This is a genomic window from Streptomyces sp. NPDC050147 (assembly GCF_040660195.1).
In the GTDB taxonomy this organism is placed as follows: Bacteria; Actinomycetota; Actinomycetes; order Streptomycetales; family Streptomycetaceae; genus Streptomyces.
Genome location: NZ_JBFALJ010000035.1, coordinates 1 through 15337, shown reverse-complemented (window position 1 = coordinate 15337; position 15337 = coordinate 1). Strand labels below are relative to the sequence as shown.

Below are 15337 nucleotides of genomic sequence, written 5' to 3'. Positions count from 1 at the left end.
GGTGTGGTGTGGCTGGTGGTGAGGCGAAGGCCTACCGGTCCCCGCGGCCACGGGGCTGGGCGGCAGCCAACAGAGCCGCCACGCATTCCTCGGTGAGGTCCTCCGCGTGCGGCGGGAGCGGCTGCCCGGCGCGCAGATGGCGGCGGACCAGGGACAGCGGCAGGTCGATGAGGGCCAGGGTGATGCGCTCATGGTCTTGGGGGCCCGCCGCGCCGAGGGCTTCGATGAGGGAGTCGAGGGCGCCGAACACGCGCTGGTTGCCCAGGTCGGCGCGCTCCTTGTGTTCCTCGGACCAGTCGGCGCGGCCGAACTCCTCAGCGCCGTAGAGGAGGAGCGAGGCCTCTTGTGGGTGGGCGCGACTCCAGGAGACGACATGCCGGGCGGCCGCGCGTGCTGCCCGGCGCGGGTCGGAGGCGCTGCCCAGCGCGGCGAAGTACCCCTCCTGGAAACGCTCCACGGTACGCAGCCACACCTCGGCGAGCAGTGCCGTACGGCCGGGGAAGCGGTGGTACATGGACCCGCTCGGTGCGCTGATCGCCTGGGCGACGGCGGACATGGTCACGCCTGCCGGCCCGGCAGAGGCGGCCAGCCGGACGGCGGCGTCGAGGATCTGGGCGGTGTCGAAGCGGGGTGGTCTCGCCATGAATAAGAGAGTACCCTCCACATTATTAGAGACTGGCCTCTAATAGATTTGAGGGGGAGGACGCATGGGCGTCTACAACGTGCACGAGCGCCTGCTGGCCACCAAGGGGAGTGAGGTGGGCGCGCTCATCGACAGCCTGTCCGGCGGCGTGACGGACCGGCTCTGGCCGCACCCCACATGGACCGCAATGGAGTTCGACCGTCCACTGGCGGTCGGCGCGACGGGCGGCCACGGCCCGGTCCGCTACACGGTCACCGCGTACGTGCCCGGGACCTGGGTCCGCTTCACCTTCAGCGGGCCGCGAGGGTTTCACGGCTTCCACGAGTTCACGGTGCTGCCCGTCGATGAAGAACGCACCGCGTTGCGGCACACCCTCGCGATGAAGACCAGCGGTCTGGCGCGCCTGACCTGGCCCGTGGCCTATCGCCCGATGCACGACGCCTGCCTGGAGGACAGCCTGGACCGCGCCGAGCTCGCCTGCACGGGCACGCTGACACGCCCGGCCCGCTGGAGTCCGTACGTACGCCTGCTCCATGCGCTCGAACGCAGGTTCGCGCGCAGCGAATAGTCCAGGTCGCGTCAGGCCGCGCCGCGTTGGCGCGCCGCGTGGCTCGTCGCCCGCTTCCCCGGCCACCTACGACCACACAGACGGTGGCAAGGCGTTCTGCTCACGCAGCCGCGTCGCGACGGTCCGTGCCGTATGCACTTCCTGGTGGGAGAGCAGGGCGTGGCCCTCTCCGTCGAGGTGATGTCGGATGACGCCGGGATCGGTCGCGAGCTTGACATGTCCTTCACCATTCCGGTGGAGCCGAACTATGTACTTCCCGACGGAACCCCCGGCTTCGCGGACCAGTTCGGCCCCGTGATCCTGCAGAAGTGCCCCAAGCTCGGGCGTGACGAACTCGGCCGCCCGCGGCGGCTACTGACCAGAGTCATCGGTCCCAGGACCAGCGGTGAGCCCAGTCCCGCCCCCCTGCGCATCGCCGCGTCCGCCGCCAACGCGGCCTCAGAGACGTCCGGTTGCGGGGCGAAGCGGCTGCCGTTGCCCGAGCGCGCGGCCGAGCTGGAGAGCCGCCCATTGCCTGAGGCCGCAGGGACGAAGGAGTGCGGCTGGCTGGCCGATGTCCAGCTGCCGAGGAACCCGTCGGGCAGGCCCTGGGAGTTCGCTGAGCGCTCGGCCGGTGACATGCCGATCACCAGCTGCGCCCTGGTCGACCCCGCGAAGGGCAAGGGCGGTGCGCCGGTCGTCGAGTTCTCCGGCTGGTACGGCGACTGGACCGACGAGCCGTTCGAGACGCTGCTCGCCGCCAACGTCGACTATCCGTCCGACCGCAGCGTCCAGGGCCCGCTGATGGCCGAGGCCCTGGGACGCGCCACCGCCCAGTGCGACGGCGAGGCCGCCAGCTTCCGGGCCCACACCGTCCCCCGGGCCAACGACCTCTCGGAGCGATACGTGACGGGCGCCCAACTGCGGCCCCTGCTCCTGAAGTTCGCCGCCGAGCAGAGCCGTACCCACGGCTGCAGCGGCTTGAAGCTGCCCGCGAAGACGATCCATCCGATGACGCAAACCTGAATCGCACGCGCGCGGCGACGATGAGGACGACGGCAGGCCCAGATGCGTGGTGACACACGCCCGGACCCGCCGCCGTCGTACGTACCTCAAGCGACCTCGTGCATGGTTGTCGGCGGGACGCCGGGGCCCTGGCCCGCTCCCCCGCGTCGCCAATGGCCCATGCCCTCCACGCCAGGCTGCCGCCGCCAACACCCTGGGCACTTCTCGCAGAACTCCGGGAGCACCAGCCTGAGCAGCGTGAGTACCCTCGAGGACCGTCACACCAACCCTTCGACCCGCCCCCTCGGTTGGTTCCAGCCAGCGCTTACTCGCTGAACGCGGACGCCAGCCAGATCCGCCAGACGTGACGCGTATTCGGCACCTCCGGGTGGTCCAGGAGCCAGAGCACATACCCGGCATGGCGCCGCGCCCAGGGGTTGTCCGAACGGGCGGCCGTTTCAAGCCTGCCGCGCAGGTCGTCACTGTCCACAGCCCGGGCCACCCGCACGTACTCGCGATCCTTGCAGCGGTAAGGCCGCTGGACAACGATCTCGATCAGGTCCACAAGCTTGGTTCTGACTGTCTCATCGTGGTGAGCGACAGCCACATCGCGAAGAAGGCTCTCCTTCGCGCCCCATGCCTTGGCGTGCCGTGTCCACTCCTGCGGATATCTGGCCTCCCACTCCAGGAAGAGCAGCACATAGGGAAGACCCGGCCAGGTGACGATGTCTGAACCGGCCGGCCGGTCCCACAACCCGTCGGGCAGCGAATACCGCCGAACCTTCTCGTAGTTCCTGCTCGCCGCCATCCGCCCCAGCGAGAACCTCCGTCGCCACGTCTTGGTGAACCGATCCCACGCGTCCTGGGTGTTCCTCTCTGCCACAGCCAGACGACGAAGCGCCTCAGCCCGCTCAGCCGGATCACTTGCTATCAGCCCGTACGCCCAACCCAGCCGCTCGTACCACACATCGGCACCATCGGTGCTCACGTCCGCTGCCCACATCACCGGGTAAATCTTGCTCTACGTCAAACCGGAACCGGCCCGAGGTCTCGTACCCGGGCATCGTCCGAGGACCCGTTCGCGGTGAAGCCGAGGCTGGCTCGGAAGGTGATGACGAGCCGCCCGAGGTAGTCCCGTGGTGCCTTGCCTGCGCGCTGGCCTGTGGATGCCACTTTCGATTCGGTCTCCTGGACCAGCGGCCTTGCGGGAGGGGGCGCGCATGGGATGCTGCTGATCGTCGAAGCGCCAGGACGGATGGTCGTGCACGTTCTGGTCGTCGCTGGGCACCAGGCCGTCCTCGTGCTGGAGAGCCAGCGCGGATGCTGAGCCAGGAGTCGGAGAGCTTGACGCCCTTGAGGAATCCGTCGAACAGGACGCGGTGGCAGACGAGCACCAAAGAGCCCGCCGGGGACACCGCTATCGCTGGATGGCCGAAGAAGTCCCTACTTCACGAGCCCCGCATGGTGCGCCAGGGTCGCCGCCTGGGCCCAGTTGGTGAGGGAGAGCTTCGATTGGACCCAGCTGAGGTGGGTCTTCGCGGTGGCCTCGCTCACGTGCAGGGCCGCGGCGACGCCGGTGTCGGACAGGCCGCCGCTCAGAGGGATCAGGACCTCACGCTCCTTCTCCATCAGGGCCTCCAGGCGGCTGCGGGCCTCGGCGCGGCGGCGCTGCCGCCCGGCGGAGGGGCCGTCGTCGTCCTCCCTGAAGCGGCGGATTAGGCGGCGGGTCACCTCAGCTTCCGGTCGCGCAGCGCAGCGCGGCGCTCCACCGGGGACGGGCGCCCATCATGCCTCCCTCCTCTCTCCCTCTTCCCACCCCACGTTCTGGGGAGTACTCCCCAGAACGGCTGCTATCGTCGAGCGAGGAACCGGGGATTACTCTCCGGTTCGTTCTCCTGCGGGCGCGACGTCCGCGGTCGTTCATGGGGGGGGAGAAGCGTGTCCGACACCGCACTCGTGCTCGGAGGCGGCGGACCGGTGGGGGGAGCCTGGTTGGCGGGGGCCCTAGCCGGGTTCACCGAGGCTGGGATCGATCTCCGCGGCGCCGACGTCGTGATCGGCACCTCCGGTGGTGCCGTCTTCGGATCCCGGCTCCTGGCCGGCGTCCCGGCTGCAGATTTGTACGAGCGCCAACTCTCCGGAGCAGACGCGGTCCGTCTGCCGGTGACGGCGCGTCAGACGGCGCGCTTCCTCTGGGCGGCGCTCGGATCCCGCGATCCCCAGCGGTCCATCGAACGCCTCGCCCGGACAGCGCTACGCGCCCGGACCGGTCCAGAGTCGGACGACTTCGATACGATCGGCCCGCTTCTGGGCGACGTCCGTGACTGGCCCGAGCGGGAGCTGCGGATCACCGCGGTCGACGCGCAGACCGGACAACTCAAGCTGTTCGACTCGCACTCGGGAGTGACCCTCCTCGAAGCGGTCGCGGCGAGCTGCGCCGTGCCCGTCGTATGGCCACCAGTTTCCGTAGCGGGTAGGCGCTGGATTGATGGTGGCAGTCGTTCGACTGCCAACCTCCAGCTTGCACGCGGATATCGCCGGGTGCTGGCGATTGTGCCGCTCCCCCAGGCAGTCGGGCCGCATCCGAGCGCCTCGCAGCAGGCCGCGGAACTGTCCGACGAGGGGGCGCGCGTCACCTTGCTGTCGCCGGACCGCGCTGCGCGCCGCATCATGGGCCGCAATATGACGGACGACACGCGCCGACCAGCTGCCGCCCGCGCGGGCCACGCCCAGGCCAGCGCACTGGCCCCTTCGGCGGCCGACGCCTGGCAGGGATGACGTGTGGGAGCTGACACCGCGCCCAGGCTCGCTGAACTGCTGACCGGCCGGACCTGCTGGAAGGGATCACACGGCCCCTGTCCGAGCGATCCCGGACGCTGCTGCAGTGCCTGGTGGACCGCCGCAACGATGGACAGTGTCTGTGCGGCATGGCGGACAAGTCCGCGTGGCTGTTCATCCCGCAGCCGGAGGCACCGATGGATTCCACAGTGTGGCCGCGCATAATCCGTTGCCTGGAGAGGTGGAGTGGCCCACGATGCCTTGATGCGCTTCTCGATCAATATCCCGAACTTCGGTGACTTCGCCGACCCCCGAAACGTGGCAACCGTAGCGGCGGCGGCCGAGGAGTCCGGGTGGGACGGGCTCTTCGTCTGGGATCACGTCCATTACCGGGGGTACTCGGGGCGGCCCTTCGGGGACGCGTGGATGCTGCTGACCGCGGCCGCGCTCGCGACGTCACGGATCCGGGTGGGAACGCTGCTCACTCCGGTGGCTCGTTATCGGCCGCAGCAACTCGCGCGGCAAGTAGCCACCTTGGACAACCTCAGCGGAGGCAGGGTCGTCTTCGCCGCGGGGCTGGGTGGGCCGGTCGAGGACGAGTACGGCAGCTTCGGTGACTCCACGGATCCACGTGTGCTCGCCGAGCGACTGGACGAAGGGCTGGAGCTGCTCGGGCGGTTCTGGACGGGCGAGGCCGTCGACCATCACGGTCGGCACTACCGGGCGCGGAACGTGAGCCTGCAGCCCGCCACCGTGCAGCGGCCCCGGCCGCCGGTGTGGATCGGGGGGTTCTGGCCGAACCGTCCGCCCATGCGTCGGGCCGCGCGGTGGGACGGCGCGGTGCCTCTGTTCAAGAACGCCCTGCATGGATACCCGCCGGAGCGCGAGGACGTGCGGGAGTTGATCACCTATGTGCGCGGTCATCGTGAAGGCGACACCCAGCGCCCCTTCGACCTCGTGGTCGGCGGCGCCACTCCGGCGGACGCTGCCAAGGCCAAGGATGTGATCGGCCCGCTGCGCGACGCGGGCGCTACCTGGTGGGACGAAAGGCAACTCGACCCTGGCCCTGATGTGGACTGCCTGGCTCCGGTGCTGCGGCGCATCGAGGCAGGACCACCGGTACTCGATTAGGCGCGCCCCACACCAAGGCGCAGGTGCCTGTCTGGCTACCGAGGGTCGGTGGCAGAACTCAGGCATCTCCCCGCAGACGAGCTACACCCAACCGGCACCCAACTGGGTTCGCCCGAAGGCTGGAAGCAACGACGCGCGAACCTCAACCGTCTTCGCAAACTGGCGTTCGGTGGACCGGGGACTGGAGGCGACCAAAGCACGACTGAACGGAGCAGCCATCGACCTGACGGAGTGACCTTCGTTTTCGAGAAGGACGTGCAGGACGGACGGCCACCCCTCCGGCTCCCCACGGCTACCCCGCCGACTCGTCACGGCCTCACGTGACGAGTCCTTACGGTGATTCGCCAACCGTCAGTTTCAGACGGGAAGTCGGGTGATGCTGAGGGCGAAGTCCAAGTTCCCCACCCCGTGGTTGGCCAGGCCCACCGTGACCACACCCGCCCCTTCCAGCCAGTGCGCCATCTTCAGGCCGCCGACGTCCAGCGGGCGCAGCCCGAGGCTCTCGACGAACGCCTCGACACTAGCCTTGGCCTGCGCGTCGTCGCCGGCGATAAAGACGTCGGGTCGGCCCTTCTCCAGGACATGGCGGAAGACGGTGTTGAACGCCTTCACCACGCTGGCGCCGGCCGGGGCGGCCTTGGCGACTTCCTGCGCGATGGAAGTCTCCTCGCGGTGGGCCAGCCCGTCGAACGTGGAATTGAAGGGGTTGCTGATGTCGACGATGACCTTGCCCGCGAGTGCGTCTCCGTACTGGACGACGACCGGCACGACGCCGTCGTGCAGCAGGGCCACGATGACGATGTCCCCGGCCGGGGCAGTGCCCCATTCTCCTGTCGTGGCGCCGCCGCCGAGAGCCTTGGCCAGGTCGGCGGCCTTGGACTGATCGCGGCCCATGACCTCGACGGTGTTGCCGCCCGCCACCGCCCGCGCGCCGATGGTGCGGGCCATGTTCCCGGTGCCGATAATGCTGATGCTGCTCATGAGGTGTCCTGTCCCTGGTTGCCCTAGTTGTGTGTTGTTCGGTTCAGACGGCGGTGGTGCCGCCGTCGGCGACGAGTTCCATGCCGTTGACGTAGCTGGAGTCGTCGGAGGCGAGGAAGAGGGCGGCGGTGGCTATTTCGTCGGGGCGGCCCATCTTTCCGCGGGGGATGAGGGACTCGAACTGACGCTTGGTGGCCTCGTCGAAGAGTTCTGCCTGCTTGGCGGTGGCGACCTGGCCGGGGGTCAGGACGTTGACACGGATGCGGCGGTCCTTGAGTTCGTTGAGCCAGGTTCGGGCCCACGCCTGCTGGACGGCCTTGCTGCCGGCGTAGACGCTCCAGCCGGGGAAGGCGCCGAGGGAGGCGTTGGAGCCGGTCATGAGGATGGAGCCGCCGTCGTTGAAGAGCGGGAGGGCCTTCTGGACGGTGAACAGGGTGCCGCGGGCGTTGAGGCCGAACCAGGTGTCGAACTGAGCCTCAGTGATCTCGCCGAGGGGGGCGGGCTCGCCGCCGCCGGCGCTGGCCCACAGCACGTCCAGGCTGCCCTTCTCCCGCTTGACCGTGTCGTACAGGCGGTCCAAGTCGTCCAGATCGGCGGCGTCGCCCTGGACGCCGGTGACGTTGCGGCCGATCTGCTTCACGGCCTCGTCCAGGGCGTCCTGTCGGCGGCCGGTGATGAAGACGTGCGCCCCCTCGTCGACGAACAGCTTCGCGCCGGCCAGCGCCATGCCGGTGGTGCCGCCGGTGATGACCGCGACCTTGCCGTCAAGCTTTCCCATGGTCATTCCCTTGGGTCGTTGGTGCCGTGTGTACCTGGGGTGACGATGCTAAGTACACCGCCCTGTGTGCTTAACGTACGGGGCGGACAGCCGGGACGCAAGCTATGTACACCGGTCGTTACCCGGCTGCGGTACGCTGAGCCCATGACGGAGTTGGAGAAGGGCCCCACGGGCCGCCGCCGCGGCCGGGGCGCCCGCGAGCGCATCCTCAGCGCGTCCCAGCAGCTGTTCCGCGAGCAGGGCATCAACCGCACCGGCATGGACCAGCTCTGCGCGGCGGCCGAGGTGTCCAAGCGGACGGCCTACCAGCACTTCGGCGGCAAGGACGAACTCGTCGCCGAGTACCTGCGCGGGTTCGACCCCTCCGTGCTGTCCGGCGTGTTCGACCGCACCGACCTCACGCCCCGTGAACGCCTCCTCGCCGCCTTCGACATCCCTCCCACCACTCCCCTGTGCCCGTACATCGCCGCCGCCGTCGAACTCCACGACTCCCAGCACCCCGCATCCCGGTACGCACGCGACTACAAGAAGGCCGTCGCCGCGCGTCTCGCCGACACCGCCCGCGAAGCCGGCGCCGCCGCCCCTGAACAACTCGGCGAGCAGCTCGCGCTGCTCATCGACGGCGCCGCGGCCCGCACCCGGGTCCTCGACGCCGACGCCTTCCCCACCGCAGCCGCCATCGCCGCCGTCCTCATCGACAACGCCATCCCCGCCACAGCCGGCGATGACCGGCGACGGGAGGAAGTGCCGAGTTGACCTGGCACTCCGCAGCCGGGCTGGACGCGCACCGGTCACGCGACTGCACCCGCTCGTACGCGGTACCAGCGGCCCGGCCCCTTGCATTGCAGGCCTTTACGGAACTGGCCGCCCCGCCCGCCTGTTGAACGCCGCGGCAGAAGCCGCCAGGGAGAAGGGCGACCCTCGAAGGTCGCGGGAGTGCGAGGCCGTCGTCTCCGCCCAGGGCGCTGACGCGCCGCCGGTTCGAACAGACGGCTGATCACGTACGTCCGTACGCGGTGGCGCGTGAAGAACTCGTACGCAGCTGACAGAGGTTCTGAAGTTGCGGGTCAAAGGGGCAACGGGATGTATAGCTGCCGCGAGGACGAGGTTTGTGACCGTTCTTGTGAGCCCTCGCCGTATCTCAGGGGGATACCCGCGCTGCTCTGCCAACGGCAGAACAGCGGCCGGACCGGGCTCGACGATCACTACAGTCCCGTCTCATGACGACGATTACGACGCGTACGGTCGAGTATCCGGCCGACGGTCTGACGATGATCGGGCACCTCGCGCTCCCGGCCGGTGTCGACCGCCGACCCGCGGTGCTGCTCGGACCAGAGGGCACGGGGCTCAGCGACGTCGAGCGCCGCCGGGCCGATGCACTCGCCGAGCTGGGGTATGTAGCGCTGGCCTTCGACCTTCACGGCGGGCGCTATTTGAGCGACCCCCAAGAGATGCTGGCCCGTTGCATGCCACTGCTCGCTGATCCCGACCGGATGCGGGGCATCGGCCATGCGGCGCTCGACGTGTTGCGCACCGAACCGCGGACCGACCCCGACCGGATCGCCGCCGTCGGCTACGGCACCGGGGGCGCCGTCGGGCTGGAACTCGGGCGCGACGGCGCCAACCTGCGTGCGATCGGCACAGTCAACGCAACTACCACGGGTCGACCGGGCGAGGCAGCACGCATTCGCTGCCCGGTGTGGGCCGGGGTCGGGTCGGAAGACCCGATCATGCCGCCCGCGCAACGGGACGCGTTCACCACTGAGATGCAGGACGCGGGCGTCGACTGGCGCCTCACGGTCTACGGCGGCGCCTTGCACGCCTTCCACCATCCGCCGGTCGACCACCCCACTGTCCCCGGCGTCGGCTACCACCCACAGCACGCGCAGCGAGCCTGGCGCGACGTCGTCGACCTGCTCGCCGAGTGCCTGCCCGTGACGGAGGATCTGGGGGCATGACCCGGGCAAACATGCCGGCACCAGGCTTGGCCGGTGTCATGCACTGACCCGGCAAGCATCGGAGCAGGGATGGGTTGGGCTGGACGGCGGGCCGGGTGAGTCTGCGGGTCCTGAGCGTGATCGAGGCGGGGGTGAGCATCGCCTCGGAGTGCTCAGAGGTCAGCCGCAACAGCACCATTTCGTATGGCCGTTCAGGCCACTCAGGCCCTTTCACTCTTCAGCGCATGATGACCGGGGTCGGGCCGAACTGCTCAAGCGTGCCTTGCGGCGGCCTCGCCTCCACGCTGCCACATCTCATAGTTCCCACACTCTGCCGTGATCTCGGCCGTCGACTGAGCCGCGGTGACGAAGTCATCCACTACCAGCGAGGTGTGCGATGCCGCCACCGCGAGGCACACCTGGTCGGGCGCCAGTTCCGGGATGGGCACATAGACGACGTCTGGATGCGAGAAGAACACGGACGCCGAACGGGCCAGGAAGGAGATGCCCCGTCCGGCCGCGACATGCTCGAGCGTCTCGTCCACCCCGCGCACCGGGTACCCGGCATCAGGGTGCGGGCGCTTGGTGGGCTGCGTGCTCGGGTCACCGTGCCAGACCAGCGGTTCGCCGGCCAAGTCGGCCTCGGTGAGCTCCTCCTTGCCGGCCAACCGGTGTCCGGCGGGCAGTACCGCTACCCGCGGCTCGGTGTACAGCGGAGTGACGCGCAGACCGGCCTCGTCGATGGGCAGCCGTACATAGCCGACGTCGATGCGGCCGTCGAGCAGCATCGCAGCCTGGTCGTCCCCTTCGATCCGCTGCACGTCCACGACCACGTCCGGGTGCCGGCCCTCGAACGCCCGCGCCGCCGGGATGACCGGGATGCCGGCCCGGAAACCGACCATCAGCCGCCGGTCGCCGCGGGCGGCCGCGGTCACCCGGCGGCGGACCGCATGGGTCGAGGCGAGCAACGGGCCGGCGTCGGCCAGCAGTTGTCGGCCCGCGTCGGTCAGCGCTACGCCGTGGCGATCCCTGGTGAACAGCGAGGCGCCGAGATCCTGCTCGAGTGCGCGGATCTGCCGGCTGAGCACCGGCTGCGCGATATGTAGCTCATCGGCGGCGCGGCTGAAGTGCAACTGGTCGGCCACGGCAACGAAGTAACGCAGTTTGCGCAGGTCCAGATCCATGGCGCCTCCCGGTCCGGTGATGCCTGCAAGGTATCACCACGGCTAAAAGAGGTCTTGGACACCAACTCCGGCCGATGACAACCTGAATTGGTACCCAGCGGGGCCGCAGTAATTCGGCACGCGAATTCGACATCGGAACTTGATGGCAGGGCTCAGGCCCAGAATGAGCACATCCGGAATTGAGCGCCGTCCGTCGCGTCATTCGACGGCGCCGACGACGCGACCGTGACAACGACGGGGTAGGCACGGCGTCCTATTCAGCACCAGAGAGCAGGCACACCAATGAGCAGCATCAGCATTATCGGCTTGGGGAACATGGCCGGCGCCCTGGCCGAGCGGGCACTCGCCGGCGGCAACGCAGTGGAGATCATCGGCCGTGACCCGGCCAAGGCCAAGGAATGGGCGGCCGCGCTCGGCGGCGCCACTGTCGGAGCGGCCGGCGCCGCCCCGACCGGGGACATCGTGATTCTCGCCGTGCCGTACGCCGGCGCGGCGGCGGTGGTGAGCGAGTACGGGGACGCACTGCACGGCAAGGTCATCATCGACGTCACCAACCCCGTCTCCCCCGATTCCCAGAGCCTTGTCACCCCCGACGGCAGTTCCGGCGCGCAGGAGATCGCCAAGGTCGCCCCCGCAGGCGCGCACGTCGTGAAGGCCTTCAACACCGTCTTCGGTCACATGCTGGCGCAGGGCAACCCGCTGGACGTGCTCATCGCCGGCGACGACGCCGAGGCCAAGGCGACTGTGTCGGCATTCATCAAGAGCCTCGGGCTGCGGCCGATGGACACCGGCCCCCTGGGAATGGCGCGCTGGCTGGAGGGAACGGGCCTGGTGATGATCGGCCTGGGCCGCTATGGCGCGGGGAGCTTCAACTTCACCCTCGGCGTCAACACTTCTGCCTGAGCGCGTCCACACCACCACTTCTCGCGCCACATCAATCACAAGGACCAGTAACATGCGCGTTTTCGTCACTGGCGGGACCGGCCATTCCGGTTCGAACATCGTCCCCGAGCTCATCGCCGCCGGGCACGAGGTCACCGGCCTGGCCCGATCGGACACGGCCGCGGCGGCGCTGTCCGCGCTCGGCGCGAAGGTGCGCCGCGGCGACCTCCAGGATCTCGACGGGCTCAAGGAGGCGGCCGCGGACTCCGACGGCGTCATCCACGTCGCGCACAGGCAAGACCTGCTTCCGTCCGGCGGGATCGACGCCGTGGCCGCCGCGGAGCTCTCGGTCGTACTCGCGTACGGCGAGGCACTGGCGGGAACCGGAAAGCCGCTGGTCGCAGCCGGGAGCATTGGCTCGCCCGGTCAGCACCTGGGCCGGCCGGCCACCGAGGAGGACCCGGCCCTTCCCGGCGGCGATGCGTACAAGGGCACCCTGCGGGCTCGTAACGTCGTGGAAACCGCCGTGATCGGCCTCGCCGAGCAGGGAGTGCGGTCTTCGGTCGTGCGGATTGCCAACATCGCGCACAGCACGAGCGACCGTACCGGCTTCCTCCCCACGCTGATCGCGCTCGCGAAGGAGAAGGGCGTCGTCGGCTACCCCGGAGACGGCGCGAACCTGTGGAACGCCGTGCACACCCGCGATGTCGGCTCCTTGTTCCGCTTGGCGCTGGAGAAGGGCCCGGCCGGCAAGTACTGGCACGCGGTCGGGGACGGGGCCATCCCGTTCCGCGAGATCGCCGAGGCCATGGGCGGCCGTCTGGGCCTGCCCGTCGTGAGTATTCCCGCGGACGTACTGATGGTGCCGGGATACTTCGGGTTCCTCGCGAACATAGTCACGCAGAACTACCCGGCGTCCAATCTCATCACTCGGCAAACCCTCGGCTGGGAACCCGCTCAGCCCGGCCTGCTCGCCGATCTGGACAACGGCCATTACTTCCCCGCCGGCTGACGGCAGGGACCCTCGATTGCAACAGGGGCCCGAATCACAACAGGGACGCGAATCGCAACGAGCCCGGCGAATGGCAAGGGTTCAGCTCTGCTCGAGGACGCTGAGAATATGACGACTGTGGGATTCATCGGAAGCGGATACATCGGCAGTACCCTCGCGCGGCTCGCCGTCGCGGCCGGGCACCAGGTCGTGCTCAGCAACTCGCGCGGTCCCGAAACGCTCGCGGACGCGGTCGCGGAACTGGGGCCGCGGGCATCCGCGGCGACGAGCGGGGAGGCCGCGGCGGCCGGTGACATCATCGTGGTCACGGTGCCGGTCAACGCCTTCCCCGACTTGCCCGCCGCGCCGCTGGCAGGGAAGACGGTCATCGACACGTGCAACTACGGCCCCCAGCGTGACGGGCATATCCCCGAACTCGACAGCAAGTCGCTCACGTCGAGCGAGCTGCTGCTGCGTTACCTCCCGGACGCCCTGCTCGTGAAAGCGTTCAACAACATCTTCTTCAAGCACCTGCTGTCCCTCGCCCGCCCCGCGGGGACGGCCGACCGTTCCTACCTGCCGATCGCCGGAGACTCCGCTCCGGCGAAGGCGGCGGTGACCGAATTCATCGAATCCATCGGGTACAGCGTGGTGGACGCGGGATCGCTGGCCCATAGCTGGCGGCAGGCGACGGACACGCCGGTGTGGGGGACTCCGTACGGGCCGACCTCGAACGAGATGGGTCAACCGGCCGGCGAGGACGCCATCCGCACGGCGCTGGCCACCGCGACGCGGTAACCGAGTGGCGTGGCGCATATCGGCAGGATCAGCACGCGTCGGTCGGCGCAGGCGAACGGCGCGGTCACGCCGCCCGGTTGGGGGCGTGCCCGCGCCATACCTCAAGGGTCGATCAAGCCGGTCAGGCCTGGATGAACTGCCAGAACTGCATCGGGCTGCCGTGGAACGGCTCGTTGAACAGCTGGGTGCCCGGACGGCCCTCGGGCAGGGAGACCACACCGTCCGCGAACGGGAACGCGACCCGGTACTGGCCATCGCCCACCGGCTCGATCGACCAGCGGACGGGGATCGGCTCGGCCGCGATCCTCGGCGGGAAGATCCTGATGACGCTCAGACCCAGGAAGGCCTCGCCGCTCACCGAGCTCTTGATGATGAACTCGTTGATGCCGTTGGAGGTGGTGATCTTCCACTTCTGGTTGGGCTCCTTGGTCAGCGGGAGACCCACAATCGGGGTGTTCTGCTCGGGGCTGCCGTTGAACAGGTCGATGTAGAGGTCCGTCTCGGGGTTCTTGATCAGGTACTCGCCGTCGGGCAGAAGTGCCATGGAATTCTCCAGATGAGGGCGGGTATGCGGATGTCCGTTCCGATCGAGCACCTTCACCCTAAATGCCTCCCACTCGTCCCGTAACAGGCACTTACGGTCATCCATTCCTTATGCAACGTGGCCGGTAATCAAGGGAAATAGCGGTTCAATCACGCCATCATTGCGGTAAAGGGGGCCGAATCGCCGATCCTTGCTCGTCTGCACGGCAGGCCACCCGTCAAGACGGCGCCCGGCCCTGCGATCCAGCCGTCGGCCACCGGGCCGGGTCACCCTCTGGCCGGAACGCGGCCAGCAGGCCGGCCTGCCCGCCGGGCCGGCGTCTCCCCTGGAAGTGACATCGGGGTCACCTCGGAGCACGGGCATTGCCGGTAGCGTGATCGCCTGGCGCATGGAATGTCCATGTGGCCGGGCGGCCCGTGAGAGGGACTCCGGTGGCGAACGATGGGACCGTGATGAGCGAACTGACGAAGCCCACCATCAAGGTTCCAGAGGGTGACGCGCCCTCCGAGCTGACGATCCGGGACCTCGTGGTGGGGGACGGAGCCGAAGCCCGGCCAGGCACGGTCGTCCGCGTTCACTACGTAGGAGTCACTTTCGCGTCCGGAAGGGAGTTCGACTCCTCCTGGGAGCAGGATCGGCCGTTCAAGTTCGCCGTCGGCGGTGGCAGGGCCATCAAGGGCTGGGACCGGGGAGTGCGGGGCATGAAGGTCGGCGGCCGACGCGAGATCATCGTCCCCCCGCGTCTCGGTTATGGCAGGCAGTCACCCTCTGCGTTGATCCCCCCGGGCTCGACGCTGATCTTCGTCGTGGACCTGCTCTCGGTCGTGGACGGGACCGCCGCAGCGCGGCCCGGCTCGACTGGCTCGGCCTGAACGTGGCGCTCCTGGCGGTCCTGGCTGTCCGGTGTGCGCAACCCCGGTCAGCTGCTCGGGGCCCCTTCGAGCACCGCGGAAGAGGTGGAGGGGCGCCGGTAGCCGGCGCCCCCCGCGCCGCTGCCCGCTCAACCGGCCGTCTCTTCGCAGGCGCCTGCGCCGTGCATTCCCCACTACTGACCTTGTTGGCGTGATGTCGTCAAGATGAGGCCGGTTTCGGCGAGGCATCCGTCGATGAGGTTGCTGCGGTACTGGATCTGGCGGAG

The 15337-nt window shown here is 68.9% G+C and carries 17 protein-coding genes; 10 read left to right on the top strand and 7 right to left on the bottom strand.

Annotation, left to right across the window (positions count from 1 at the left end; translation table 11 throughout):
- Positions 1-31: 31 nt before the first annotated feature.
- A complete protein-coding gene (locus tag AB0I94_RS37550; RefSeq protein ID WP_363314286.1) occupies positions 32-643 on the bottom strand; it encodes a TetR/AcrR family transcriptional regulator in 612 nt (203 codons plus the stop codon).
- A 64-nt stretch (positions 644-707) separates the two neighbouring features.
- Between AB0I94_RS37550 and AB0I94_RS37545 the strand changes: the two genes are divergently transcribed.
- Together AB0I94_RS37545 and AB0I94_RS37540 are read left to right on the top strand one after the other, a co-directional pair.
- Complete coding sequence (locus AB0I94_RS37545) at positions 708-1211, top strand: SRPBCC family protein (RefSeq protein ID WP_363314285.1); 504 nt, start codon at positions 708-710, stop codon at positions 1209-1211.
- Between the two features lie 132 nt (positions 1212-1343).
- A complete protein-coding gene (locus AB0I94_RS37540; RefSeq protein ID WP_363314284.1) occupies positions 1344-2216 on the top strand; it encodes a hypothetical protein in 873 nt (290 codons plus the stop codon).
- A 304-nt stretch (positions 2217-2520) separates the two neighbouring features.
- On the opposite strand, the gene AB0I94_RS37535 is transcribed toward AB0I94_RS37540, so the two are convergent.
- Both AB0I94_RS37535 and AB0I94_RS37530 read right to left on the bottom strand, forming a co-directional pair.
- Positions 2521-3183: a hypothetical protein gene (locus AB0I94_RS37535; protein WP_363314283.1), complete on the bottom strand. Its 663-nt coding sequence runs from the start codon at positions 3181-3183 to the stop codon at positions 2521-2523.
- Positions 3184-3638: 455 nt separating this feature from the next.
- On the bottom strand, positions 3639-3926 hold the full coding sequence (locus tag AB0I94_RS37530) for a LuxR C-terminal-related transcriptional regulator (protein WP_363314282.1): 288 nt from the start codon (positions 3924-3926) through the stop codon (positions 3639-3641).
- Positions 3927-4133: 207 nt separating this feature from the next.
- On the opposite strand from AB0I94_RS37530, the gene AB0I94_RS37525 reads away from it, so the two are divergent.
- Both AB0I94_RS37525 and AB0I94_RS37520 read left to right on the top strand, forming a co-directional pair.
- Positions 4134-4973: a patatin-like phospholipase family protein gene (locus tag AB0I94_RS37525; protein ID WP_363314281.1), complete on the top strand. Its 840-nt coding sequence runs from the start codon at positions 4134-4136 to the stop codon at positions 4971-4973.
- Between the two features lie 264 nt (positions 4974-5237).
- The gene (locus tag AB0I94_RS37520) at positions 5238-6104 is read left to right on the top strand and encodes an LLM class flavin-dependent oxidoreductase (RefSeq protein WP_363314280.1); all 867 of its coding nucleotides are present in this window, start codon (positions 5238-5240) and stop codon (positions 6102-6104) included.
- Positions 6105-6461: 357 nt separating this feature from the next.
- Here AB0I94_RS37520 and AB0I94_RS37515 read toward each other — a convergent pair whose 3' ends face one another.
- Together AB0I94_RS37515 and AB0I94_RS37510 are read right to left on the bottom strand one after the other, a co-directional pair.
- Positions 6462-7085 carry an NAD(P)-binding domain-containing protein gene (locus AB0I94_RS37515; protein ID WP_363314279.1) on the bottom strand — a complete coding sequence of 208 codons (624 nt, stop codon included), beginning with the start codon at positions 7083-7085 and terminating at the stop codon, positions 6462-6464.
- Positions 7086-7128: 43 nt separating this feature from the next.
- A complete protein-coding gene (locus AB0I94_RS37510) occupies positions 7129-7863 on the bottom strand; it encodes an SDR family oxidoreductase (protein ID WP_363314278.1) in 735 nt (244 codons plus the stop codon).
- A 144-nt stretch (positions 7864-8007) separates the two neighbouring features.
- Here AB0I94_RS37510 and AB0I94_RS37505 point away from each other — a divergent pair, with 144 nt between their 5' ends.
- Both AB0I94_RS37505 and AB0I94_RS37500 read left to right on the top strand, forming a co-directional pair.
- Positions 8008-8619: a helix-turn-helix domain-containing protein gene (locus AB0I94_RS37505; protein WP_363314277.1), complete on the top strand. Its 612-nt coding sequence runs from the start codon at positions 8008-8010 to the stop codon at positions 8617-8619.
- 464 nt (positions 8620-9083) lie between these two features.
- Positions 9084-9821, top strand: coding sequence for a dienelactone hydrolase family protein (locus AB0I94_RS37500; RefSeq protein WP_363314276.1), 738 nt, complete (start codon positions 9084-9086; stop codon positions 9819-9821).
- A gap of 251 nt (positions 9822-10072) precedes the next feature.
- On the opposite strand, the gene AB0I94_RS37495 is transcribed toward AB0I94_RS37500, so the two are convergent.
- On the bottom strand, positions 10073-10984 hold the full coding sequence (locus AB0I94_RS37495; RefSeq protein WP_363314275.1) for a LysR substrate-binding domain-containing protein: 912 nt from the start codon (positions 10982-10984) through the stop codon (positions 10073-10075).
- A 282-nt stretch (positions 10985-11266) separates the two neighbouring features.
- Here AB0I94_RS37495 and AB0I94_RS37490 point away from each other — a divergent pair, with 282 nt between their 5' ends.
- From AB0I94_RS37490 to AB0I94_RS37480, 3 genes are all read left to right on the top strand, one after another.
- Complete coding sequence (locus AB0I94_RS37490) at positions 11267-11887, top strand: NAD(P)-binding domain-containing protein (RefSeq protein ID WP_363314274.1); 621 nt, start codon at positions 11267-11269, stop codon at positions 11885-11887.
- Between the two features lie 52 nt (positions 11888-11939).
- The gene (locus AB0I94_RS37485; RefSeq protein WP_363314273.1) at positions 11940-12878 is read left to right on the top strand and encodes an SDR family oxidoreductase; all 939 of its coding nucleotides are present in this window, start codon (positions 11940-11942) and stop codon (positions 12876-12878) included.
- A 117-nt stretch (positions 12879-12995) separates the two neighbouring features.
- The gene (locus AB0I94_RS37480; RefSeq protein WP_363314353.1) at positions 12996-13655 is read left to right on the top strand and encodes an NAD(P)-binding domain-containing protein; all 660 of its coding nucleotides are present in this window, start codon (positions 12996-12998) and stop codon (positions 13653-13655) included.
- 121 nt (positions 13656-13776) lie between these two features.
- On the opposite strand, the gene AB0I94_RS37475 is transcribed toward AB0I94_RS37480, so the two are convergent.
- Positions 13777-14199, bottom strand: coding sequence for an RICIN domain-containing protein (locus tag AB0I94_RS37475; protein ID WP_363314272.1), 423 nt, complete (start codon positions 14197-14199; stop codon positions 13777-13779).
- 452 nt (positions 14200-14651) lie between these two features.
- On the opposite strand from AB0I94_RS37475, the gene AB0I94_RS37470 reads away from it, so the two are divergent.
- A complete protein-coding gene (locus AB0I94_RS37470; RefSeq protein ID WP_363314271.1) occupies positions 14652-15071 on the top strand; it encodes an FKBP-type peptidyl-prolyl cis-trans isomerase in 420 nt (139 codons plus the stop codon).
- Positions 15072-15337 lie beyond the last annotated feature (266 nt).